Genomic DNA, 22,885 nt, shown 5'->3' with positions numbered 1-22,885 from the left:
GAGTCTTGAGTCGGACAAGTCTGACGCATAGGATTCGATTTTAAGTTTTACGGAAATCATAATCACCGCCAACAGCTTGCGCTCCAAAACGCAGCGCGTTTTCACAAGCCCCTCCCCCGTGAGGTAGGGGTTGGGGTGGGGTTTTTACGAGAGCCTTGGAACCCCTCATACTCCCTCTCATCATCAGCACGCATACTCCGAGGGGAGCACCCCGTAGCGTTCCCGGAAGCGGGTAGAGAAATAGCTTGCTTTTTTGAAGCCCACCTCTGCGGCAACGGCCCCCAGTGTGGGCCGGGGCCGACTCTCGAGCAAACTACGGGCTGCTTCCAGGCGGATTTCGAGGATGAATTTATTCAGGGTAAGGCCGGTAATCGATTTTGTTCTGCGGCTCAGGGTCCGGGAACTCACAAAGAGCAAGCGGGCCAGCTCTTCGTTACCAAATTTCTCATCTTTCATATTTTCCTTCACCAGCGCTGAAACCTTCAGCAGCCAGGCCTCATCTTCCCGATTTAAGGGTTTTGTGTCTGCTTTGTCGGCTGCATAGTCCGTTGCCGCGGCACCAGATCGTGCCGCAACGTTGGTCAGTAGGTTACGCATTCTTTGTTTCAGCTCATCTTCTTCGAAGGGTTTGAGGATGTAGTCATCAATCCCGATCCTGAGTGCGTTGAGGCGATCACTCCTCGCAGAACGGGCCGAAAGGACAATAACCGGCAGGGAAGCGAGCAACGGCGATTTTTTGAGGTGGCGCAACAGCGTCAGGCCATCCATTACGGGCATCATGACGTCGGTCAGGATGAGATCGGGCAGCTCCTCCGGAGCTGCAGCCTGGAGCAGGTCGAGCGCCAGGCGACCGTTGGTCGCCGTACGAACGACGAATTCACCCGCCAAAACCTCGACGATGTACTCACGCAGCTCGGGGTTGTCTTCTACCAGGAGGATGGAAGATACTTCCGGCTTCCCTACGGGAAGCGGGCCAACGGGAAGGGTCTCCGGTACGGCAGCGGAGTCGATGACCGGCTCTGCTTGTTCCGACAATGCTGTGGGTAACGAGCAATGAAACCTGGTTCCTTCGCCGAGCGTACTTTCTACTTCCAGTTTTCCTGCCATGAGCGCGGCTAGTTCCTGGCAAATGGAGAGGCCAATCCCCGTTCCACCTTCTACCGGGTTGTTACCGTGGCGCGCCTGGTAGAACCGATCGAAAAGGAAAGGCAGGTCCCGTTCGTCGATCCCCGGCCCCGTATCGGCAACGGTAAACCTGAGTGTGTCTTCCGCAAACTCAGCCCTTACTTCGATCGCTCCCCCCGCGGGGGTGAACTTGATGGCATTGGAGACGAGGTTTTGCACAATCGTTTTTACTTTAGCCTGATCGATATCCCCTACTGTTTGATCTCCGATCCCTGACAAAAAAGACAGTTCGTTGCCGTATTGTAACGCCAGAGATTCATACTCCATAACCGCCCGACGGAGGAAAAGCAGTAAACGAGTCGGTTCACGGAATACTTCCAGCCTCCCGTCCTCCAGTTTTGAAAGATCGAGAATATCATCGATGAGTTGTTGAAGCTGGCGGCCACTGTTGTTTGCCCTGCGCAGGCTGTGGAAAGTATCGGGAGGCAGACCGGGGTGCTTGAGCAAACGATTTACAGGAGCCATGATAAGAGTCAACGGTGTCCTCAGTTCATGGCTCACGTTGGTGAAGAAACGGGACTTGAGCTCGTCAAGCTGTCTGAGTTCATCAGCCTGCTGTGCAATGATCGTTTTGTCACGTTCTATCTGTTGAGTGCGCTCCGTGACCAGGCCCCGTAACCGTCGGTTTTCCAGCCACGCGATACCACGTGCCAGAGCTATAGTGGCAACGACAAATAAAGACAAGAACCAGAAGGTGAGGTAAAACGGTCGCTTCATAATTACCTCGATGTCTTTCTGCTCCAGTAATTTCCCCTCGATCGTTCGGGCCTCTAACCGTAATCGGTGCTGTCCGTAGGGTAAATCGGCAAGCAGCATAGCGCCATTTTTTACCTGCAACGGCTGAGTGCCAGTGCCTCGGAATTCCCCCTCGATGAAGCAACTGGCACCCGGAGAGTATTGCTCCAGGAACCGGAGTGTTGCCCGTGGCTTCCCGGGTGAGAGCACAAGCGCTTCACCCTGTTTAATGACCTCGGAGGAAACGCTCTCCTCACGTTCTGCAACGACGTCGTAACGCGCTACGTCGATCAGGTTGATATAGCTCTCTTCCTGCACAAGCCGTTGCTGACGGTGAAAATCCCGGGGGTGAAACCGGGTGATTCCCTTCTGCCCACCAAAGTAAAGGTAGCCGTCATTGTGCTGGTAATGAGATATGCGGTTGTACTCCGAATCTGAAGTTCCGTCTGCTTCCCGGAAGACATTGACGTATTCGGTCTCTTTGTGGAATTGCACAATACCATCTTCGGTTGGGATCCACAAGTAGCCGAGGCTGTCTTCGTAGCTCGCGTGCATCACCATCGACGGAAAGCCGTCCGACAAGGTGTACTGCACCATCGGGAATGCTCCTTCGGGAGACCATTTCAGGAGACCTGCATCTCCGGAGGAAATCCAGAAAACACCGGCTGAATCGATGTAAAGATGGTGAACCGAACTGGCCGGCAGATAGTACTCGCCCGTCTGATCAGCGGAATAGACCGCCGTGATCTGATCCTTACCATCAAGTTTAAACAGGCCACCGTTTGTACTCAACCACAACGCTCCGTCCCCGGATCGGACAAAACCGTACACCAGGTTTACTGCTTCCCAGCGGGGATCGTTTATGAAAGGTAATACGGTAGACTTCTTTGTTTGAGGATTCGTCCGGAAAACGAACCCCTGGGTATTGGCCGACCAGATTGAACCATTTTCGGGGTCTTGCCAGATTTCCCATATTCCGGAATGAACAGGCCGATTGAGCGAGAAGGTGTCTGTCTGGGAATATTTCTCTCCGGAATGACGCATCAGGAACTGTTTGCGCGGTATACCATCGCCATCCGGTCTGGTTATTCCCTCCCATATCGCTCCTGAATCATCCCTGTAAACAGTTCGGTTTTGGGTTAGGAACACTCCACCACCAGTAGAAGAGTTATGATAGGGTTTGACTTTCGCTCCTCTATCCATCGCTACCCAAAGCCTGTTCTCAGCATCGAGGGTCATACCCCGATAGTTTCTCCCCGGCGAATCTAACCTGACAAAAAGGTTGGGTATAAAGGTGTACTTGAAAAGACCGGTGCGCTGGTTGATTGCGTACAGGTTGCCCATTCGGTCGGTAAAACTATACCTCCCCAGGTCCACGCCGGGAAGGCTTGTTGATTCATCGCTATCAGGTTTCAACATCAGCGTGCCTTCGGCGGTACGTACAAAATAATGATCGTCCGGGCCACCGATATGCGATAAGACAATATCACTTTCGTTCGCTAATTGGGGCAAAATCGTTCGCAGGTCGTTGAAAACGCGGTGCCCGTTTTCAACTTTCATGTAAAATCCGCTTTTACCCTGGTCATCCTGAAGCTGCCAGAACGGCTCGTCGTTCGCTTGCTGCATAGGGAAATACTGAGGGAGCGTGTAACCGGCAGGAGCGTTGAAATTATAGGGGACCACATCAGGAACCATCTTTCCTTGACGTGTAACCAAGTTCACCTTACCCGGGTCTGCCTTAAAGTGATCGCTGGTGAGCAGGAGCAGGCTGTCGGAAAGTGGGATACCACGAACTAAATCCCTGCCAGCCAACTCTGCCGGCAACTGCCTCACGGTATAATCATCTTTGGCTCGGTAATTGATCAGTTCCAAATCCGTATTGATAAAAAACAGGTCTCCGTTGGGGTATTGGCCATAAAGTTTTACATCCTCCAATAACCCCTGTAACTCTTCTGGCAAATACTCGCTGACGCTAATCGCTTTTTCAAGGTAGGGATCAAAAATGGTGTAGGCCCACTTTTCCCCAAAGCTGGCGATTCTGAAGCCATCCATCCCGTTCATCAGCCACAGGACCCCGTCGTGGTCTTCGAATACCTGCTGCACGTTATTACTGTGGATGTTGTGATCTTCTTTGGTGAAGAACCGAAAATTATGGCCATCAAAACGGTTGACGCCGTACCGGGTAGCCAGCCACAACAAGCCCCTGCTGTCTTCGTACAGACTGTTGACGGCGTTGTGGCTCAGTCCGTCTTTTGTGGTGAAATGCTCTGTCTTCACGGTATAAGTCTGACCATCCATAGACAGGACAGCCAACGAGTAGAACAAACAAAAAAGAAGGCTACGCTTTAGCGGCATAATTAAAATGAAGAAAAAGACGGCTACTGTTTACCGTCTGGTTTTTATGGATGAAGTAGGGTGCTGTAATTTTCTTGCCGTGTAAAGTTACACGATCACGATTTACCCGGCGAAAACGCTGATGCTTAGAACGAATCTGTTGCACAAAAGAGGCTAATACCTCCGACCGGGAATCACCTCTGGCTACCTTCGGCTCCAGCCACAAACACCAATAAAGTCAGTAAAACCGTCCTTTTTGTCTGTTTAGTGGCATTAGTTGTCGCATTTGTGGCCACAGGAAGCTGTAGGAAGACAAGACATTCGCCTTATCGTTGGGAGGTAGCATTGGTTACTCTCCTTTGGCTTATACCTACTCCACTTCTTGAGCCTTACGGGCAAAGTGAAACCTTTTCTCTATTCGCCTTACGGTGACCCAAACTTTTGATCTAAATGAAAATTCCTGCAATCAATCCTCTCATCTCTCTCTGCTCTTCCAACTCCCACTGCACCCTGCGGCCGCGCCTGATGGTGGCCCTGCTCGCTATGGCGCTTTCCTTTACCCTAAGCGCGCAGTGCCCTCCGGGAAACCTCACGATCAACTCTCAGGCAGAACTGGATGCATACGTACTGGCCTACCCGACTTGCACCAAAATCAGTGGCACCCTCCGTATTGAAGGTTCTAACGACATCACCAACTTGGATCAATTGTCTTTGATCACACAGATCGACGCGAACCTTCTCATCCAAAGCAACACCGAACTGCTTAACGTGGATGGCTTGAGTAACCTTACGGCATTCGCTAACACTATTCGTGTATTGGACAATCAAAAGTTAACCAGCGTAGCTGGTCTGGAAAACGTAAACGGAGCAGGCGAGTACAGGATACAGTTGAATAGAATGTTGACTGAAGCAACCTCACCAAACCTTACCGCAATGGGTACTATCATAATTGCGAACAACCAAAATCTGGTCACCTTTAATGGTCCGGAAAACCTGGCAGACATCTACGTCCCCTCTCTGGGCATCAACATTGAGAGTAATCCATCACTGACGACCATCAATGGTTTTGGCATGCTGGAAAATGATGCAGCCAATAATATTCAAGTCAGAAACAACACAGCCCTGCAAGCCTGCGATATTGAATTGCTTTGCCGCCAGATTGCTTTCGGGAACAGCCCTACCGTAACCAATAACGCCCCCGGCTGCCAGTCGCTGCAGGATGCGACCGACCAGTGCAACGGTGTCCCGATCATCATAAACTGCCCCACTCAGCCTATAGTGCTGAACGCCGACAATAACTGTGAGGCCGCAACACCTGATCTCGCGAGCATGCTCACCGTCATCGATACCGATAACAGCCAGGCCCAACTCTCTTTCAGCTCCGCCCCCCAAATCGGGGCAGCCCTCTCCGACGGCGATATGTTCACGGTAACCGTCACCGATCTCGATGCAAAAACGGATGATTGTGTGGCTACAGTAACATTAGTTGACGTTACCCCACCTACCGTATCTATTCCCAGCACAGCAAATGTCAATCTGGGAGCAAACGGAACGGCGACTTACTTTGTTCCCACCCCCCTTTTCACGATTACCGACAATTGTGTGTCAGGGTTTAACAATTTCGACAAGAGGTACGCCCGCGATGGTGGCCCTGTAAATAATGATCCTCGGTTTATCGTACTTGACTGCAATGACCTCGGCACGCCGGTCAATGGGTCTGTAACAGTGGAAGAATCAGGAGGCAACGAGACGACGGAGACCTTCGTGGTAACCGTCTTTGACGTTACCTCTCCCCAGGCCGTATGTCAGGACCTTACGGTAACCCTGAACGAACAAGGAGAAGGAATGCTCCAGGCCCTTGATTTCGACAATGGCAGTACCGACAACTGTGGCATTGCGTCCCGCTCGCTTTCGAAGAGCATGTTTACCTGTGACGACGTTGGAGCAAACAACGTTTCCCTGGTTGTTGTCGATGACAGCAACAACCAAAATTCCGCCTCTTGCACCGTCACGGTTCAGGAGAACGCTACCGTCAGTTGCCAGGCGCTTCCCGTAACTCTAACCGCCTTCAGCGGCAGTATCGCCGGCAAAAACAATATCCTGACCTGGACGGCCGCGCAGGAAGATGCCTTCAGCCACTACGAGGTGGAGCGGTCAGCCAACGGTACCGATGCCTGGGCCACTCTGGGCTCGGCAGCAGGTGCAATGCAAGCTCAACAAGAGCAGGGTTACAGCTACACCGACCTCGCCCCCCTACCCTTTTCTTACTACCGCCTGCGGATGGTAGACCTCGACGGCAGCTCTGCCTACAGCCCCATCGTACACCTGGAGCGAGCTATCTCCGGCGGAGAACTTAGCGTCTACCCCAACCCAACCGCGGGCCAGGTAACCATCAAACTGCCAACCGAAGAAGGTGAACAGGCCAGCCTTAAACTATTTGATTTATCCGGGAAGCTACTTTTTCAGACGAAGACAACTTCGTCACACTTTGAACAACACTTGAACATTTCCCCCGGCGTCTATCTGCTCTCCGCCGAAACTGCCTCCGGGAAATGGACGCGCAGAGTGGTAGTTAGGTAATACAATATGAGGTCGATCAGAGAAAAACGGCTAAAAACGAGCAGCGCTTTTAGCCCCTCCTCTATCCAACCATAAACAGAAATTTCAGCCGCTGACTTCAGCAGAACTGCAAGTCAGCGGCTAAAGCTCATCCCCGCTCAGAAGAGGAGCATTCCTGATTAATCTACAGTGAACTGCAAAATGAGTTTTCGTTCCGTAACTCCAATAACGTAACAAAACTGCTTTCGCCATTACTTTCCAGCGACATTAATCTCAATTGGTAAATTAAACTCTTGCTATAAGTAAAACGACCTCTTACCCAGACAGGGCATCCGTTATTTCCTCTCATCATAAAATAAACCTTTCATAATGACTAATACCAGAAGCATCGCCTTTATCTGTTTGCGGTCCCCAACACCTCCGTAAATGGACCCCACGAAACTTAGAAACTCTAAGTTACTTTCTCGATAGCTATAGAATATCGCTATCGAGGGAAAATTAAAACCCATTCATACTCCCTTGCTACCGGGGAGAAAATACCATTATGGCTGGCGTTTGGGTAGTAGCCCGTGCAATTCATTAAAAATGTCTTGCTGACTGATGGCTCCCTAAACGAAAGCTAAAAACGAGGTAAATCCTCACAAATCATTATGGCAAATTCAATCGCCGACAAGGACCTCAAGCAACTCCTTGATCAACAACTAGCAAAACGAGTAGAGCAAATCAGAACATTTTCTGAGTTGCAACCAGACCACCCTTTCACGCTCGTCAACAAACACATGCTCCAGCTTTCGGAAGAAACAAAATGGAATGCAGGAGGACTCATTACCATGACAGGTGTAATCTGGTGGGCTTTAAACCTGTCTGTAGACCTCTCTCCTCCTCACACCGTAATATTCAATGCTACCGGAGGGCCAGACTTTGATTTTGCGATTTTCACCTCTGTAGTAGACGGATACTTCCTGGTGGACCCATCCACACTCCAGGGTACATGCCAATTCCAAATGGAAGCGGTCTCCGGTGGTCTGGGTGAAGTCAGCCTCAACCTGTACGATAACAACTGGTCTCAAATAGCTTCTTTCGTAGGAGCAGCGGGAGGGCTCTCTCTCAGTAAAGTAGCTGGCGAAGGTAACATCAAATACTCCTAGACAGACATCTTACCGAATCTGGCTTCATTTCCCAGGCTGGTTTCAGAATCCAGGCTCTCTCACCTCTCAAGTGAGAGGGCTTATTCTTTTAATACAATTTAGTTTTTAAAGGTCCCCTGTCTCTTGCGCAATCGGGCTTAAGACGGGCCGCGTTTATCAATGTTGGGGAAATGTATTTTTGCTCACAAAACAGAACGCCCCTTCCCGGCCAAAGCCGGAAAGGGACGAAAATGGGACAAATAACAAAGTTTACAACTCAACCGCACGAACACGGTTGATGAGAGCCAGCGAATCGGTCTCGGCCATAGCCATGATTTCGAATATCTTCTCGCTGAAACCAGCCATGGTGGCCACCTTGTCCTCCGGAAACTGAAGGCTGCCGTAGCCCGCCAGGTCGACAGAGTAAAGGAATGGATCAGCACCAGTGCGCTTCCGGTAAGCGGAGAAGGCATCCTTCGGGCAGTGGCCCCCCTTCCAACCCTGCATGTCAGAGAAGATCACGATGCGGTCGTACTTACGCTTGGCCGCACCGAAGATCGCCTTGAAATCGGTACCATGCCCTACCTTGTTGTTCTTCTCGAAGTTCATCGCGAAGTCCAGAGCAGTCTGGCTGTTGCGGTACGGGATCATCCGGGCGGAGGTACCGAACTCCATCAGGTCGGCACCGCTGCGCTTCGCCAGCGCGAAACCGAAGAGGGCTCCGGTTTCGTTGCACTTGACATGGTGAGAACCAGCAACTCCACAGGCCATCGAACCGCTGTTGTCGATCACCACGAGGGTGTTGTCTAACTGCGGCATGTTGGCGCAGGCAAGGTCGGCGGCACGCTCGATGGCGTCCAGAACCTTACGCTCGTTGCGGTCGGTACCGGCAAACTGTTTGTAAGCGGTCAACAGGCGGAACGGCAGGACCTTGCTGCCGCGCAGTCGCTTCTCGTCTACCAGTTGTTCGCAGGCGAGGGGTACCAACTTGGGCGCCTGCGCGATGATGTTGCGGAGGTTACGCAGCAAAGCGAAGTAACCCAGCTTGTTTTCGCGCAGGAGGTCAGCCCAGGCGGAAGCCTTTCGCTTAGCCTTGTCCTTATCAGAGGTTGCCTCGGCACCGGCGGCGCTAAGCTTGGCCTCCCAGGTTTCGGTGTTCGTGAGGGTGCCATCCACGAGGGCCTGAAGGGCGGCAGCGTTGCGCTGGGTAGGAACGGGGTGGACGAGGTTGACCATGTCGACCAGCTTGATGTCCTTATTATCCGCGCGGTACTTGGCGATCTGGTAGCCATCGAAACGGTCGAAGGCGGCGGCGAAGCCCTTCTTCATCGCGTTGGTCAGCTTTCGCTCACCGATCAGTTTCAGGGCAGCCCGGATCTCCAGCATATCGTCGGGACGGACGACAATCTGGTCGTAGAAAGCCTTAGCATCGGGGTGGCCGGAGAGGCGCTTGCTCAGCAGCGCAGCGGCGGCATGGGTGATGGTCCGCATTCCGTACTCCTTGCGGGCGTAGATGGCGGCACGGGCGGCGAAGCCGGGCTCTACCTTTGCGATGAGTCCCATCAGTTCGCCCAGCGCGCCGTTGGCGTCGCGGTAGAACTGATCGGTCACGAAGCTGGTGAGCATAAGTGAAGCCAGACGGTATTCGGCGGAAGTTCGGTAAGCCTCGCCACCCGCACGGTTGATGGTGTCGGGGGCAGACTTCGCCTTGGAGAAAATATTGAAACGAGACATGTTTTGGGTGTTTATGTGAGTGCCCACCGCTACTGGCGGGACAAAAAACGGGTGGTTTCAGGTGTTTATCTATCCTTATAAAATATGCAGAGAAAACGGGAGGAGATTGCCCCGAAGGGCGTTCTACCGAAGTTAGCCGAAGCCACTTCTCGGTTTGGATGCGAAGTAACTCCTACTCCTGACTGCTGCATAAATCGTAAGCACACCGGTTATTTTCCGGCAGGCTGGATCATTGAATAAATGCACGGAGAAAACGGAAGGAGATTGCCCGAAGGCATTCTGACTGCGGTTAGCCGAAGCCACCTCTCAGTTTTTAGAGCGAAGTAACTCCTATCCTTACTGCCGTGCAGGTCTTTAAATTATCCGGAAGAAAAGCTTGGTGGCGTGGGGTTTCGGTTAAGAACGAAGTATCGCCTTCCATGACTGTCCGGATTTTTTCTGACGGATTTCTTAATGCTTTAATGCGCTGAATAAGTTTCGTTACTCCTTAAATTTAATTAAGAGAAAGGATTCCGGGGGCGGGTATAGTATCCGTGAAATACATCTGCCCACCGGGCTCGTCATGTCATTAAAGTCATAGTTCCGTTGAACTGGTCCAAAGATGCAGTTGGTAGTGCGCAGTCTTTCTGCGCAGTTAGGAGCGAGGCTCAAAAAAACCTGCCCTGCACCTGCGTGCGCGCCTGAAAACACACCCTATCCAGTATTACATAGCAGTCTGAAGACTGCGGAACAGGTTAAAAATCCGTTCGCATCAGGAAGCCGAACCATACATCCCGGTAGCCGTCTCCTCCTTTTTCCCAAAGATCGGCGTGATCGCCGTTCTCGACGATGTACAGGGTTTTGTCCTCCGAGGCATAGGCCTCGAACAGCGCGTGGGCGTGCGATACATTGATGTTGGCGTCGGCGTCGCCGTGGATGTGCATGATGGGCTGGGTAACCTTCCGTGCTGCCTCGACGGGGCGAACGGTAAAAGGCTCAAAATCAGCGATCCTGCCAGCCCGGTATAAAACGTAATCGGACAACCAGTGTGGCAGCGGCAGGCCGCTCAGGCGGCGGCCGTAAGCATTGGCCACTGCGGGCAGATCGGTGAAGGTGCTCTCGATGAGGCCGAAGCGGAGGCCGGGGTTTCCCGCCATACTTTGTATCGCTACCGCGCCCCCCATGGAATTGCCGTAGATGCCGGTGGGTAGTGTGGGGTTTCTGGCTTCCAGCCAGTCGATGGCTTTGCTGACGTCGTACTTCTCGTGGTAGCCATAGGTCAGGTACTCTCCGCCGGATTTGCCGTGGGCGCGCTGATCCCACAACAAGACGTTGTAGCCCGCTTTGACCAACTCGGCGACCGAGCCGAGGTAGACTTCTTTACAACTCCCCACACCGTGCAGCATAATCAGGTTGGCACGGGCCACCGTGGTGGCCGGCACGTAGAAGGCATCGAGTTCGAGGTCTTCAGCTACCTTGAATTTGAAATGCTCGTAGGGCAAACCAAAATCTGCCGGAGTGGTAGTGTTTGTCCGGCGGGGAGGTTGCAGAATGGCATAGGGCAACACATAGGTTGCCAACAGAAATACGGCCAGGACCAGAAGCAGGGCCAGTACGGCCAGGATTATCAGGGTTGTTTTCAGCATTTGCCTTGGGGTGAGCGGCAAGGTCGGGAAAAATTTGGGGAATGGAGGAAGCTTTTCCATCCAACAGCGCCGGGCGCTCGAAGACCCTGCGGGCGCTTCGAGACCCTTGGGTTGGCCAGCCCGCCCCAGAGCGAGGGTCTCGAAGCCCTCAGCGAAATTGAGCCGCAGGCGAAATTGAGTTGAGTCTTTGAGCGCCCGGTAGCTGAGGGCATAAAAAACTAAAGCCCACCTAAAAAAGGCAGGCTTCAGAATCTATATGAAGTAGGTTGAATCGTCAATACAACCGTTATGACGGGCGGTACGAAAAAAGGTCACAAGACGTGGTGAAAAGAACAACCCCGTTCGTGATCCTCCGCATGGCACCTGCGTTTGCGCCTCAATCATCGCCTCGGAGCAAGTATTCGTCGATAAGCCTTTGAGAATCCGGCCTTCTGTCCCAACTTACCGACGCACAAGCCCACATACCATGCGTAAGCTCATCTTCATTCTTTGTCTGTTTTCCTTTCTTGCCAACGCCCAGACGGAGCGTTTCAATGACTTCAAAGCCACCATACAACTCAACTCCGAAGGAGATGTGAAGGTGAGCGAACAGATTCGGGTAACCGCCAACGGCGACCAGATCGAGCGCGGTATTACCCGCCCTCTGCGGCGTGCGTCGATCGGAGACGATGGAGAAAGGGAGCAGGTAGACTATAAAGTCATTTCTGCTACCCGAGACGGGGCTCCTGAGGATTTCCATACAGAAAGCAAGCGCGGTTTCCGCACCGTTTACCTGGGCAGTAAAAAACGTAAACTAGAACCCGGTACTTACAGCTATCAACTTGACTACACCTCCGACGATCAAATCTACTTCACCGATAACACCAACGAATTGCGTTGGTCTGTCTTCAGTTCCGACCTGCGCCTCCCGGTAGACGCGGCAGCAGTTGAGCTGCAACTACCCTCCGGCTTAGATGTCCTCACCACCGCCTGCTACACCGGTGCAACAGGGAGCAACGATCAGTCGCGCTGCGAGGTCGTTCGCAGTGGCAACACACTCGCCTTTACCCTCAACCGACCGTTGGCTGCAGGCGAAGGGCTCACCATTGCGGCGGCCTTCCCGACCGGTTCATTTTACCAGCCTCCTCCTCCCCCTCCACCCACTCCCCTGCAGCAAAACGGTACGCTCTGGGCGAGCCTGTTAGGCATACTGGCCGCTTTAGTGTATGGTTACACCAACTGGAAAAAGTATGGCGTCGATCCTCCGTCCCCTCCCGTAGTCCATCAGTTTACCCCGCCGCGGGGCCTATCGCCGGCCAGTATCAGTTACCTCAACAGCGGTTACGCCAGCCAGACGCAACTGACCGCATCGCTTACCGCTCTGGCGGTGAAAGGCTACCTCAAAATCGAGGAAGAGAAGCGCAGCGGCTTCCTCTCCAGCAGAGAAATATTCATCCTCCGGCCGCAGAACAAAGCAATCGGGAATGACCTGCCGGCCGAGCAAGCCATCCTCTACGCCCACCTTTGCGATGCAGGAGACATAGAACTGGACGGAGAATTTGACGAGCGTTTGCAAACAGCCACCAACGAACACAACAACAACCTTAGCGAACAACACCGCGACTACCTTAAACAGGGAACCAACGGTTGGAAAGTATTGCCCTTCGCGCTGATATTACTGGCAACGGTAATTGTAGGGGTCTTCTTCATCAGCAACGCCAATGCAGCGGGCTTTGCAGCCTTTATCGGAACCATTTTATTGCTGACCGCCGGGTCGGGAATTTTTGCCTGGCTGATCCGCCAGCCCTCGGCAGACAAGGTCGCGCTCTGGGCCGAAATAAAGGGGATGAAGCAATACCTCAAATTGAGCGAAGAGAAACGCCGGGCCATCCCCGGTGCGCCAGAGATGACGCAGTCTTATTTCCAGTCTATCCTGCCCTACGCAATCGCACTAGGCATCGAGAACAACTGGGCCGCCGACCTCACCTCGGACGTAACTAGTACCCTACAGCAGGACAACCGCAACAACTCGATGTATATGGCCCCTTACCTGATGTCCGGCTTCGGCGGCCGGATGAATAGTGCCTACCAAAGTGCTGCTTCGCCGCCCTCCAGCGGCGGAGGTGGCGGATTCGCCGGCGGAGGTGGCGGCGTCTCGGGCGGAGGCGGTGGCTCCGGGGGATGGTAATCTTTTTACGGCGCGGACGCAGGTGCAAGGTTTTTGGAGTCTGGAGTCTGAGCCGGCGGGTCGCCAGTCCGATGCTTTGGGCCTTGCGCAGCCGGACCGAAGTTGGCCTGTCGACTTCCGCCTGAGGGGGGAGTTTTGGAGTCGGGAGTCGGGAGTCTAAGCTGGCGGGTCGCCAGTCCGATGCTTTGGGCCTTGCGCAGCCGGACCGAAGTTGGCCTGTCGACTTCCGCCTGAGGGGGGGAGTCGGGAGTTTTGGAGTCGGGAGTCGGGAGTCCGGAGTCTAAGCCGGCGGGTCGCCAGTCCAATGCTTTGGGCCTGACGCAGCCGGACCGAAGCTGGCCTGTCGACTTCCGCCTGAGGGGGGGAGTCGGGAGTTTTGGAGTCGGGAGTCGGGAGTCTAAGCTGGCGGGTCGCCAGTCCAATACTTTGGGCCTGGCGCAGCCGGACCGAAGTTGGCCTGTCGACTTCCGCCTGAGGGGGGGGTGGAGTCGGGAGTTTTGGAGTCGGGAGTCGGGAGTCCGGAGTCTAAGCCGGCGGGTCGCCAGTCCAATGCTTTGGGCCTTGCGCAGCCGGACCGAAGCTGGCCTGTCGACTTCCGCCTGAGGGGGGTGGAGTCGGGAGTTTTGGAGTCGGGAGTCGGGAACCATCAATGGGCAGAAGGTCGCCTCCTACGTTGAGATTCCCGTCGTGTTCCGGCACGGACTCGACCGATTTTAGGTATTGTTGGGTCCTATCCAACAAAAGCAGTGAAAAAAGCATCTGCTCAGCATGCCAGGACCGTCCCGACGACATACCAACGCGGATTTTGCAAATAATACAGGACTACTCCTTGCAGAACTCGGCTTGCTGGGAATAATGGCCATCATATTCATTGGCAATATTCAAAGTTGGTATGACAAGGGCATCTCAGAAAGAATGCCCTACTATAACTACGAAATTTCCAGCGATACGCTCTTTATCCCCGCCAGCCATATTCTCCACCTCGACCTAATAGTTGAGAACCGAATCTATTGCGAGGGCAAGCACATTGAGCTGATTCAACTTGAAGACCTGGTAAACAATCATCTTTACCGGGCAATTGATAAGGACACCATATTTTTCGTGTCCCTGCATTCAGAGCGAGCAGCGACCTACGAGACATATTTAGCGGTCAAGGATGTCGTACTTACTCAACAGAAAGGCCGACTCAACGAGCTTTCCCTTCAGATTTTTGGAGAGCCCTATTCTTCAGACATGCATGTTTCCAGGAAAAGAATACTCAGGCAACAACTGGAACTCGGCCTGCTGGAGTGGACGCTCAACGATAGCGGGCCTCAGTTGGTGGAAACCAGGAATGGTCTGTGGTAATTGAAGCTTAGCGGCTAAAGCCACCCCTCCTCAAAACTCTTCTTTGCACCTGCGTCCGCGCCCGTATATTTGCGGGGAATAAAGCCAATCATGACCAATACCACCACTTCCGCTTACCACATCGCACTTGAAGACGAGCACGGAGCACACAACTACCACCCGCTGCCCGTAGTGCTGAGCAAAGGCCAGGGCTGCCACGTCTGGGACGTGGAAGGCAAGCAGTATTTCGACTTCCTGAGTGCCTACTCTGCCGTTAACCAGGGCCACTGCCACCCACGCATTATCGATGTGATGGTGGAGCAGAGCCGTAAGCTCACCCTCACCAGCCGCGCCTTCCACAACGACCAGCTCGGCGAATACGAAAAGTACCTTACCAATTACTTCAAATTCGACAAAGTACTGCCCATGAATACCGGGGCGGAAGCCGTGGAGACGGCCATTAAGCTCTGTCGTAAGTGGGGATACGAGAAAAAAGGCATCCCCGCCGATCAGGCCCGAATCATTGTTTGCGGACAAAACTTCCACGGCCGGACCGTTACGATTATTTCCTTTAGTTCAGACCCTGACGCCAAAGGCAACTTCGGTCCTTACACCCCCGGTTTCGTCAGCGTCCCCTATGGCGACGCCGATGCCATGCGCGCAGCCCTCGCCGACGACCCGGAAACCATTGCGGGTGTTCTGGTAGAACCCATTCAGGGCGAAGCCGGCGTTTTTGTACCTCCGGCCGGCTACCTCTCCGCCATCCGCGACGCCTGTGCTAAGCACAACGTACTTTTTATTGCCGACGAAATCCAGACCGGCATCGGACGTACCGGAGGCCTGCTGCGCATCTGCGGCGACTGCTCCTGCGCCGGACACTGTGAACGCCAACCAGATACTTACCTCCGCCCCGACATCCTGATTCTTGGCAAAGCCCTCAGCGGCGGCACCTACCCGGTGTCAGCGGTACTGGCCGACAATGAAGTGATGGACGTTATCAAACCCGGTCAGCACGGCTCTACCTTCGGAGGTAACCCCGTTGCCTGTGCCGTTGCCCGCGAAGCCCTTGAGGTTGTCGTCGACGAAAAGCTAACCCAAAACGCCCGTCACCTCGGCAACGTCTTCCGCGCCCGGATGCAAGAACTCGTTGATGCTTACCCAGCCCTGTTCACCAAAGTGCGGGGCAAGGGTCTTCTCAACGCAGTCATCATCAACGACAGCGAAACCAGCAAAACAGCCTGGAACTTTTGCGTAGCGATGGCCGAAGCCGGTCTCCTCGCCAAACCCACCCACGGCAATATCATTCGCTTCGCACCACCGCTGGTAATTACCGAGGCACAGCTGAATGAGGCTTGCGACATCATTGCCGGAGTAGCGGAGGGGTTTAGTAAGTAGAAGGTAGTGGGTAGAAGGTAGTGCTTCCGCTGTGGCCGTGCAGCGCGAAGCGCTGCTGAGTCGGGCGTTTGGAGTCGGGAGCCGCGGCAGCACTACCAACTACACTCTGTCCGAGGCGCAACTGAGAAGTCCTATGGATGTCCCATCCGAATTCCGCCCGTCACGCCTGTAACGCATCCAACGCGCGGCAGCAATACCAACTACACTCTGTCCGAGGCGCAACTGAGAAGTCCTATGGATGTCCCATCCGAATTCCGCCCGTCACGCCTGTAACGCATCCAACGCGCGGCAGCACTACCAACTACACTCTGTCCGAGGCGCAACTGAGAATTCCCATGGATGTCCTATGCGAATTCCGCCCGTCACGCCTGTAACGCATCTAACGCGCAGCAGCACTACCAACTACACTCTGTCCGAGGCGCAACTGAGAATTCCCATGGATGTCCTATGCGAATTCCGCCCGTCACGCCTGTAACGCATCCAACGCGCGGCAGCACTACCAACTACACTCTGTCCGAGGCGCAACTAAGAATCCCCATGGATGTCCTATGCGAATTCCACCCGTCACGCCTGTAACGCATCCAACGCGCGGCAGCAATACCAACTACACTCTGTCCGAGGCGCAACTAAAATTCCCATGGATGTCCCATGCGAATTCCGCCCGTCACGCCTGTAACGCATCCAACGCGCGGCAGTACTACTAACTACACTCTGTCCGAGGCGCAACTGAGAATTCCTATGGATGTCCCGCCCGTAACGCATCCAACGCGCGGCAGCACTACCAACTACACTCTACCAACTACATACTACCAACTACGGCTTAGGAATAATCACATAGCCCGTCCGCGCCAAGCGCCCGAAATCGTCGTAGCTGATCCGGACGTAACCGGCATCGGCCCAGTGGCGACCGAAGATCCCCCTTAATTCGAAGGTGTTCGTATTGTCGTCGTAACCGACCACCGTGAGGTAATGCGTCTCGCCGGTTGGCGTGGCCGTGCTGTAAGAACTGGTACTGAGCGAGGTGAAAGTGTTATCGGTATTCAGTTCAACAATGATGGGGTTACCACGGCTTAGGGCCTTACGGCTTTCGAAGATCCGGTTACGGGGCCGCGTTTCGGGACGGAACAGGTAGCCGAAGTTAGAGATGGTATACTTCGGCACGGAGTACACTGCGGTTGGGATGGTTGCCGTACCGTACGGAACGATGGCCGCCGAGACGGTACCTTGTTGGATCAGAAAGCGCAGGCCATCTTCCATTGCCGGTTTTTTGCCCTGAGCGGCCAGATTCAGCGTCAGGTAATCCGGGCTGAGATTATCCTTATAGTTGTTGTTCAGGTTCTGGTAAAACTCTACCGCGCCGGCGAGCGCGTAAGCCCATTCCATCTGTGCACTGGGTGCCTGCCGGATCGGCATCATGTAACTTTTGATGTTCTGCCGTACCAGTTCTTCGCGACTGTTGCTGCCTATGCCGGGGATGTAGAACATCATTTGATCCAGCACCGCACTCCCCTCAAGGCCAAGTACGGCGGTGGTGTTTTTTTGGGTACTGTTGTAAGTAGGCTGGGCGCTGGCGCAGGTGCACACAAAGGACAGGAAAAGCAAGGTGAGAAGACCACGGTTCATAGCTCTGATAATAAGTTGGTAACGATAGACGCAGAGATAACGCCCGAAGACGGGTGTTTCGTTTGCCTTGTGCTCCGTGGTTTACGGAACGGTTATCAGGCAAAGGGCTGTGCCCGTAAGTAACAAATTGCAGGAATCCACGCGAATGGCGCAAGTGTCCTAGGGCCGGAGGTCAGTCTCTCGTAGCACAGGGGCTCGCCCCTGTGTTTTCGTTCGTGCAATTTGTTATTCACAGTGAAGACCGCCGGAAAGCGAACCCGTTGTAATTTAGCCTTTCATCAACCCAATCACCAGACATCGAAAACAGCAGCTCAAATATCGTCCGCCTTGCCCCTACTCCGTCGGGCTACCTCCACCGGGGCAACGCTGCCAATTTCGTGCTCAATGCAGCCCTGGCCGGCGAAGCCGGCCGCATCTGGCTGCGCATCGATGACCTCGACCGCGCCCGCTTCCGGGAAGAATACCTCGAAGACATCTTCCGTGTCGTTAAGTTGCTCGGCATCAAGGTAACCGACGGCCCTTCTTCCCCGCAAGACTTTCACGCCCGCTGGAGCCAGGAACACCGGATGAAAAATTACCTCTCCGCGCTCGATCAGCTCCGCGCCTCCGGCCTGCTCTTTGCCTGCCCCTGCTCCCGCAAAGAACTCGCTGCGGGGCGCCATCAACACGGTTGTCTTCAGGGCAAAGTTTCCCTGGAGGCAGAGAACGTCGCCTGGCGCATCAACACCCGCGACCTCGAGCCCGTCCTTATCCCCGATCTCATCGCGCCCGAAGGCTTCACCGTCGACCTCCACGCTGCGATGCCCGACTTCGTAGTCCGCAAAAAAGATGGCCGGCCGAGTTACCAGCCGGCCTGTGTGGTCGATGATGTTCTGTTCGGCATCAATACCGTCGGTCGTGGCCAGGATTTGCTGCCCAGTACGGCGGCCCAGGCCATCCTCTCGGAAATGATGGGCTTCGGGGACCTATTCCAACGCATCCGCTTTTTGCATCATCCTCTGATTACCGGAGAAGATGGCGATAAACTCAGTAAATCGGCGGGAGCGGAGGGCGTATCCGGGCTCGGCCCGGCGTTTAAGCCGGAAGTACTTCGGGCTACGGTTAATGGCTGGATTGGGAAATAACCGGTAACCTACTCGTTCATTTTCTTGAACATCTTCTCAGCGTAGCTCTTGGTGTACAGCGAAACCTGGCTTTCATACTTTCCGTAATCTCTTGCGCTAGGCTTCAGGGTACTTGTCGAATAGTAGTGAATGTCTGCAGGCATGACGTTTTTCAACTGAGTGTTTTCAATCCGCTTACCGTCCAACCAAACGCCGTACGTATCAGTATCCTGCCACGCAGTAAATTGCTTATTGGTAGGATGTCCTTTAACTGCCGGTGGCGGCGGCGGCGGTGGCGGCGGAGCCATACCGGGCGCTGCGGGAGGGGCCGGAGGAGCAGGCGGAGCTGTTACGGGTTGACCGGGTGCAGCGGGTGGAGCTGGTGGGGCAGGAGGAGCCTTTGGTCCAGCTCCGGGCGCTGCCGGAGGCAGAGGTGGCGGCGGTGGCGGAACATCGGGCCATGGGTAATTTTTCTGGGTAAACAGATAAACGTTCACACCTTCGTTGTCAGATCCTTCCGGACGTTTCAGCACATAATAGTGGCTAAAATCAGTGGCAGCGTAGTTGGCTAACTTACCATTGCCAGCCAGTTTATGGTCTACGTAGATTCGGTTATTTTCGTTGCTACCCCAGGCTGTCAGTTGCTTCGCCGTCGGGATGTTCTGTTGCATATCGCTGCTACGGTAGATCACCTGCTTGTTTGCTTTAGACGGCGGGGCGATCTGTGCGTAACTGGCCTGCCCGAAGCTTAGCAGTAACGCCAGCCACAGCACACCTGCTGTTAGTAATTTTGCCTGAGCACGCTGGCTCCGGACTTTGGGTAAATTCATCATCTGAAATCGTTTTTTAGTTAGGTGAAAGTCAACTCCACTACTCATTGCCGGCGAGGCCGGGTTACGCAGGGCTTTGAGTAATTGTTGTTGATAAAATGTACGATCTGCACCTCCCCGCAGCACCGCCTGGTCGGCGAGCAACTCGTGGTTGATCCGGATGGCACGTTCGTAGTACTGCAGCAGAGGGTTGAACCAGAACACCACCCGCAATGCGCCGATGAAGAGCCGGTCCAGGCTGTGCCACTGCCGGGCGTGTGCCAGCTCATGCGCCAGTACTTCCCTGGAAGGAGGCGTCGCAGCACTAAAGAATATGTAGTTGAGAAAAGTATGCGTAGCCACCGTTTCGGACAGGCCAACCAGCCATACCCCCGAAGGGTGTTTCTGTTTACTCACCCCTTTGCCACGGCGGTCACTGACGGCCCGCAGCGCCTTCACCATCCGTAATGCATACATCACCAGGCCAGGCAGGTAGAAACCGATTACCAGCACCCACAGCAGATCGCTCAGGGAATAGACCTCAGCGGTAGCGCTAAGGTTTGTCGGTTGGGCCATTTCGTTACGGTACAAGTCCAACAGGTAAACATTGTCGGCCGGGGAGAGTGCGTTTACCGCCTCAGCGAAGAGCTGCGGGACGGTCAATAGTGGTATGATCAGCGAAAGCACCAGGCTCCCCAGCAAATATCCGCGCTTCCAGTGTCCCATGGGCTCCCGGTCGAGCAGGAAACGGTACGCGAGCAAGGCGATCAACTGAATCGCCATTGTTTTCAGCAGGTAGGTCAGCCAGATCATTTCTTTTGCTTTAGCTGGTCATCGATCATTTGCTGAAGCTCCTCCAGTTGCTCACGGCTGAGGTCTGCACCGTCGGTGAACATCGAAGCGAAGGCCGTCGGTGAGTCCGCAAAAAAGTCCGAGATCATCCCCTTGACTTGTTTTCCGAAGTAGTCCTTTTTACTCACCAAGGCGTAGTATTCCCGGCTGTTGCCCCGCAGGTTAAAACCGACGACCCCTTTGTCCGTCATCCGCTTGATGAGGGTGGCAACGGTGGTTTTTGCCGGCTTTGGTTCAGGGAGCGCTTCCAGCAGGTCCTTCATGAAGCAGGGCTCCAGCTCCCAGAGGTACTTCATTAATTGTTCTTCGGTATTTGATAAGGGCATGGTCTACGTTTGTCGATTTTGTTCTACAAATGTAGACCCAAGATGCAAGACGCGCAAACTTTGGTGGGTGGATATCCGGTTTTTAACAGTTTTCCTTCCGCTGCAGAGGAAGGATCGAGATCAAAGAAGCTTCATCCCCCTATTGTTGCTGTGATAGTTTTACCTGGTGCGGTACAACCCGCACCGGGAAAAATACCGACCTTTGCGCGCCAATGCCAACATCGTTCGATACATTCTTCCATCCTTTCCCTGCACCTGCGGCCGCGCCCCCGCCCGATCGGTTCACGTTCCCTTTTCATTACACGCCCCATCCGCTTGCGTTACAGGCAGTGGCCTGCCTGCAGGATCACCTGCGCAACCAAACCGAATGGCAACACGATTTCGGACACAACAACGAGGTTGAAGTTGGCGCAAAGGGCAAAATGTTCGGCGTACTCGTGGTCGAAAATGAAGCCGGAGAGCTCGGTTTTCTTGCCGCTTATTCGGGCAAGCTTGCCAACTCCAATCACCTGCCGGGTTTCGTCCCGCCGGTCTACGATGTACTGTTGGCCGAGGGGTTCTATAAAAAAGGCGAGAAAGAAGTCAATGCCGTAAACGCCCAACTCGAAGCGTTGGAGCAAGCGCCGGAGCTCGCCTTAGCGAAGGAAAACCTGGCGCGCACGCAGGCACAGGCAAAGGACGAAATAGCAAAGGAAAAAGCCGACATCAAGGCCGCTAAGCAAGACCGCAAGCGGCAGCGCGAAGCCGCCCGCGCAACGATGTCACCCGAGCAGGTCACCGCGCTTGAAGAGCAGCTCGCCCGCGAATCCGTCGGCCGTCACTTCGGCATGAAGGACCTCGTTAAAGCCTGGGACAAACGCATCGAAACGGCCACCCGCGAGCTCGCGGTTCTCACCGATGAGATTACCCGGCTGAAGACACTCCGCAAAACCATGTCGAATGATCTCCAACACCGCATTTTCGCCGAATACCGCTTTCTGGACGCCAACGGAGAAGTCCGGGACCTGACCGATATCTTCAAAGACACCATCTTCAAAACGCCGCCCGCCGGCGCGGGGGAATGCGCCGCGCCCAAGCTCCTTCAATTCGCTTACCTCCACAGCTACAAACCCGTGGCGATGGCCGAATTCTGGTGGGGGCAGTCCCCGCGGTCCGAGATCAGGAAGCACGGCCACTACTACCCCGCCTGCCGGGGCAAATGCGAACCGATCCTTAGCCACATGCTCGTCGGGCTGGAAGTAGACCCTAACCCGATGCTCGAAAACCCCGCTGCGGGTAAGGAACTCCCGATCGTGTTTCAGGACGATCACCTGCTGGTGGTAAACAAACCGCACGAGTTCCTCTCCGTACCCGGCCGGAACATCGAAGACTCTGTTTGGCTGCGCATCAAACAGCAGTTTCCGGAAGCGACGGGGCCGCTGATCGTCCACCGCCTCGACATGAGTACCTCCGGTCTGCTGTTACTCACCAAAACCAAGGAGACCCACAAACTGCTGCAACACCAGTTCTTCAAACGATCGGTGAAGAAACGCTACGTGGCCCTGCTCGAGGGCGAAGTTGCGGGCGACGAAGGCATCATCGACCTGCCGCTGCGCGGCGACATCGAAGACCGGCCCCGCCAGATCGTATGCCACGAACACGGTAAAACCTCGCGGACACACTGGAAGGTAGTTGGCCGGGAGAACGGGCGAACCCGCGTCCACCTCTGGCCGGTGACCGGACGGACCCACCAGTTGCGGGTTCACTGCGCTCATCCGCACGGCCTCAATACTCCCATCATCGGCGACGACCTCTATGGCCAGCCCGCAGACCGGCTCCATCTCCACGCCGAATGGATCAGTTTTATTCATCCGCACACCAAAGAGGAAGTAAGTTTTGAGGTAAAGGCAACTTTTTGAGCTATTGGTGGCCTCTAAAAGACAAGTGTGTAGTTTAGGGTAAAACAGACCGACGGTATTAACCCAAAACGCATAGCGTTTTCACGA

The 22,885-nt window shown here is 54.3% G+C and carries 13 protein-coding genes; 7 read left to right on the top strand and 6 right to left on the bottom strand.

Annotated features, from left to right (window positions below):
- Positions 1-183: 183 nt before the first annotated feature.
- The gene (locus FUA23_RS01855; RefSeq protein WP_147929003.1) at positions 184-4,275 is read right to left on the bottom strand and encodes an ATP-binding protein; all 4,092 of its coding nucleotides are present in this window, start codon (positions 4,273-4,275) and stop codon (positions 184-186) included.
- A gap of 429 nt (positions 4,276-4,704) precedes the next feature.
- On the opposite strand from FUA23_RS01855, the gene FUA23_RS01850 reads away from it, so the two are divergent.
- Together FUA23_RS01850 and FUA23_RS01845 are read left to right on the top strand one after the other, a co-directional pair.
- Entirely contained in the window at positions 4,705-6,834 is a 2,130-nt protein-coding gene (locus FUA23_RS01850; protein WP_147929002.1) for a T9SS type A sorting domain-containing protein, read from the top strand.
- Positions 6,835-7,463: 629 nt separating this feature from the next.
- A complete protein-coding gene (locus FUA23_RS01845; protein WP_147929001.1) occupies positions 7,464-7,961 on the top strand; it encodes a hypothetical protein in 498 nt (165 codons plus the stop codon).
- Between the two features lie 249 nt (positions 7,962-8,210).
- Here the strand turns inward: FUA23_RS01845 and FUA23_RS01840 are convergent, their stop codons facing one another.
- Together FUA23_RS01840 and FUA23_RS01835 are read right to left on the bottom strand one after the other, a co-directional pair.
- Complete coding sequence (locus FUA23_RS01840; protein ID WP_147929000.1) at positions 8,211-9,674, bottom strand: TROVE domain-containing protein; 1,464 nt, start codon at positions 9,672-9,674, stop codon at positions 8,211-8,213.
- Positions 9,675-10,408: 734 nt separating this feature from the next.
- Positions 10,409-11,299 carry an alpha/beta hydrolase gene (locus tag FUA23_RS01835; protein WP_187270848.1) on the bottom strand — a complete coding sequence of 297 codons (891 nt, stop codon included), beginning with the start codon at positions 11,297-11,299 and terminating at the stop codon, positions 10,409-10,411.
- Positions 11,300-11,765: 466 nt separating this feature from the next.
- On the opposite strand from FUA23_RS01835, the gene FUA23_RS01830 reads away from it, so the two are divergent.
- From FUA23_RS01830 to rocD, 3 genes are all read left to right on the top strand, one after another.
- Positions 11,766-13,466 carry a DUF2207 domain-containing protein gene (locus FUA23_RS01830; RefSeq protein WP_147928998.1) on the top strand — a complete coding sequence of 567 codons (1,701 nt, stop codon included), beginning with the start codon at positions 11,766-11,768 and terminating at the stop codon, positions 13,464-13,466.
- A 915-nt stretch (positions 13,467-14,381) separates the two neighbouring features.
- Positions 14,382-14,813 (top strand): hypothetical protein, encoded by a 432-nt coding sequence (locus tag FUA23_RS01825; protein WP_147928997.1) that lies wholly within the window; start codon positions 14,382-14,384, stop codon positions 14,811-14,813.
- Between the two features lie 90 nt (positions 14,814-14,903).
- Positions 14,904-16,187 carry an ornithine--oxo-acid transaminase gene (gene rocD, locus FUA23_RS01820; protein WP_147928996.1) on the top strand — a complete coding sequence of 428 codons (1,284 nt, stop codon included), beginning with the start codon at positions 14,904-14,906 and terminating at the stop codon, positions 16,185-16,187.
- 813 nt (positions 16,188-17,000) lie between these two features.
- Here the strand turns inward: rocD and FUA23_RS01815 are convergent.
- Positions 17,001-17,810 (bottom strand): C1 family peptidase, encoded by an 810-nt coding sequence (locus FUA23_RS01815; RefSeq protein WP_147928995.1) that lies wholly within the window; start codon positions 17,808-17,810, stop codon positions 17,001-17,003.
- 296 nt (positions 17,811-18,106) lie between these two features.
- Here FUA23_RS01815 and FUA23_RS01810 point away from each other — a divergent pair, with 296 nt between their 5' ends.
- A complete protein-coding gene (locus FUA23_RS01810; RefSeq protein ID WP_319923257.1) occupies positions 18,107-18,934 on the top strand; it encodes a glutamate--tRNA ligase family protein in 828 nt (275 codons plus the stop codon).
- Between the two features lie 8 nt (positions 18,935-18,942).
- Here FUA23_RS01810 and FUA23_RS01805 read toward each other — a convergent pair whose 3' ends face one another.
- On the bottom strand, positions 18,943-20,535 hold the full coding sequence (locus FUA23_RS01805) for a M56 family metallopeptidase (RefSeq protein WP_147928993.1): 1,593 nt from the start codon (positions 20,533-20,535) through the stop codon (positions 18,943-18,945).
- Complete coding sequence (locus FUA23_RS01800) at positions 20,532-20,900, bottom strand: BlaI/MecI/CopY family transcriptional regulator (protein ID WP_147928992.1); 369 nt, start codon at positions 20,898-20,900, stop codon at positions 20,532-20,534. The genes FUA23_RS01805 and FUA23_RS01800 overlap by 4 nt, the downstream gene beginning before the upstream one ends.
- A 212-nt stretch (positions 20,901-21,112) precedes the next feature.
- On the opposite strand from FUA23_RS01800, the gene FUA23_RS01795 reads away from it, so the two are divergent.
- Positions 21,113-22,798, top strand: coding sequence for an RluA family pseudouridine synthase (locus FUA23_RS01795; RefSeq protein WP_147928991.1), 1,686 nt, complete (start codon positions 21,113-21,115; stop codon positions 22,796-22,798).
- Positions 22,799-22,885: the final 87 nt, after the last annotated feature.

It is taken from the genome of Neolewinella aurantiaca, assembly GCF_008014675.1.
Classification (GTDB): Bacteria; Bacteroidota; Bacteroidia; order Chitinophagales; family Saprospiraceae; genus Neolewinella; species Neolewinella aurantiaca.
The sequence above is the reverse complement of the archived record's forward strand: the minus strand, read 5'-3'. Positions and strand labels throughout refer to the sequence as shown.

Excerpts from the sequence above, each read along its gene's own strand:
- FUA23_RS01855 (WP_147929003.1), bottom strand. The coding sequence starts at position 4,275 with ATGCCGCTAAAGCGTAGCCTTCTTTTTTGTTTGTTCTACTCGTTGGCT.
- FUA23_RS01850 (WP_147929002.1), top strand. The coding sequence starts at position 4,705 with ATGAAAATTCCTGCAATCAATCCTCTCATCTCTCTCTGCTCTTCCAAC.
- FUA23_RS01845 (WP_147929001.1), top strand. The coding sequence starts at position 7,464 with ATGGCAAATTCAATCGCCGACAAGGACCTCAAGCAACTCCTTGATCAA.
- FUA23_RS01840 (WP_147929000.1), bottom strand. The coding sequence starts at position 9,674 with ATGTCTCGTTTCAATATTTTCTCCAAGGCGAAGTCTGCCCCCGACACC.
- FUA23_RS01835 (WP_187270848.1), bottom strand. The coding sequence starts at position 11,299 with ATGCTGAAAACAACCCTGATAATCCTGGCCGTACTGGCCCTGCTTCTG.
- FUA23_RS01830 (WP_147928998.1), top strand. The coding sequence starts at position 11,766 with ATGCGTAAGCTCATCTTCATTCTTTGTCTGTTTTCCTTTCTTGCCAAC.
- FUA23_RS01825 (WP_147928997.1), top strand. The coding sequence starts at position 14,382 with ATGCCCTACTATAACTACGAAATTTCCAGCGATACGCTCTTTATCCCC.
- rocD (WP_147928996.1), top strand. The coding sequence starts at position 14,904 with ATGACCAATACCACCACTTCCGCTTACCACATCGCACTTGAAGACGAG.
- FUA23_RS01815 (WP_147928995.1), bottom strand. The coding sequence starts at position 17,810 with ATGAACCGTGGTCTTCTCACCTTGCTTTTCCTGTCCTTTGTGTGCACC.
- FUA23_RS01805 (WP_147928993.1), bottom strand. The coding sequence starts at position 20,535 with ATGATCTGGCTGACCTACCTGCTGAAAACAATGGCGATTCAGTTGATC.
- FUA23_RS01800 (WP_147928992.1), bottom strand. The coding sequence starts at position 20,900 with ATGCCCTTATCAAATACCGAAGAACAATTAATGAAGTACCTCTGGGAG.
- FUA23_RS01795 (WP_147928991.1), top strand. The coding sequence starts at position 21,113 with ATGCCAACATCGTTCGATACATTCTTCCATCCTTTCCCTGCACCTGCG.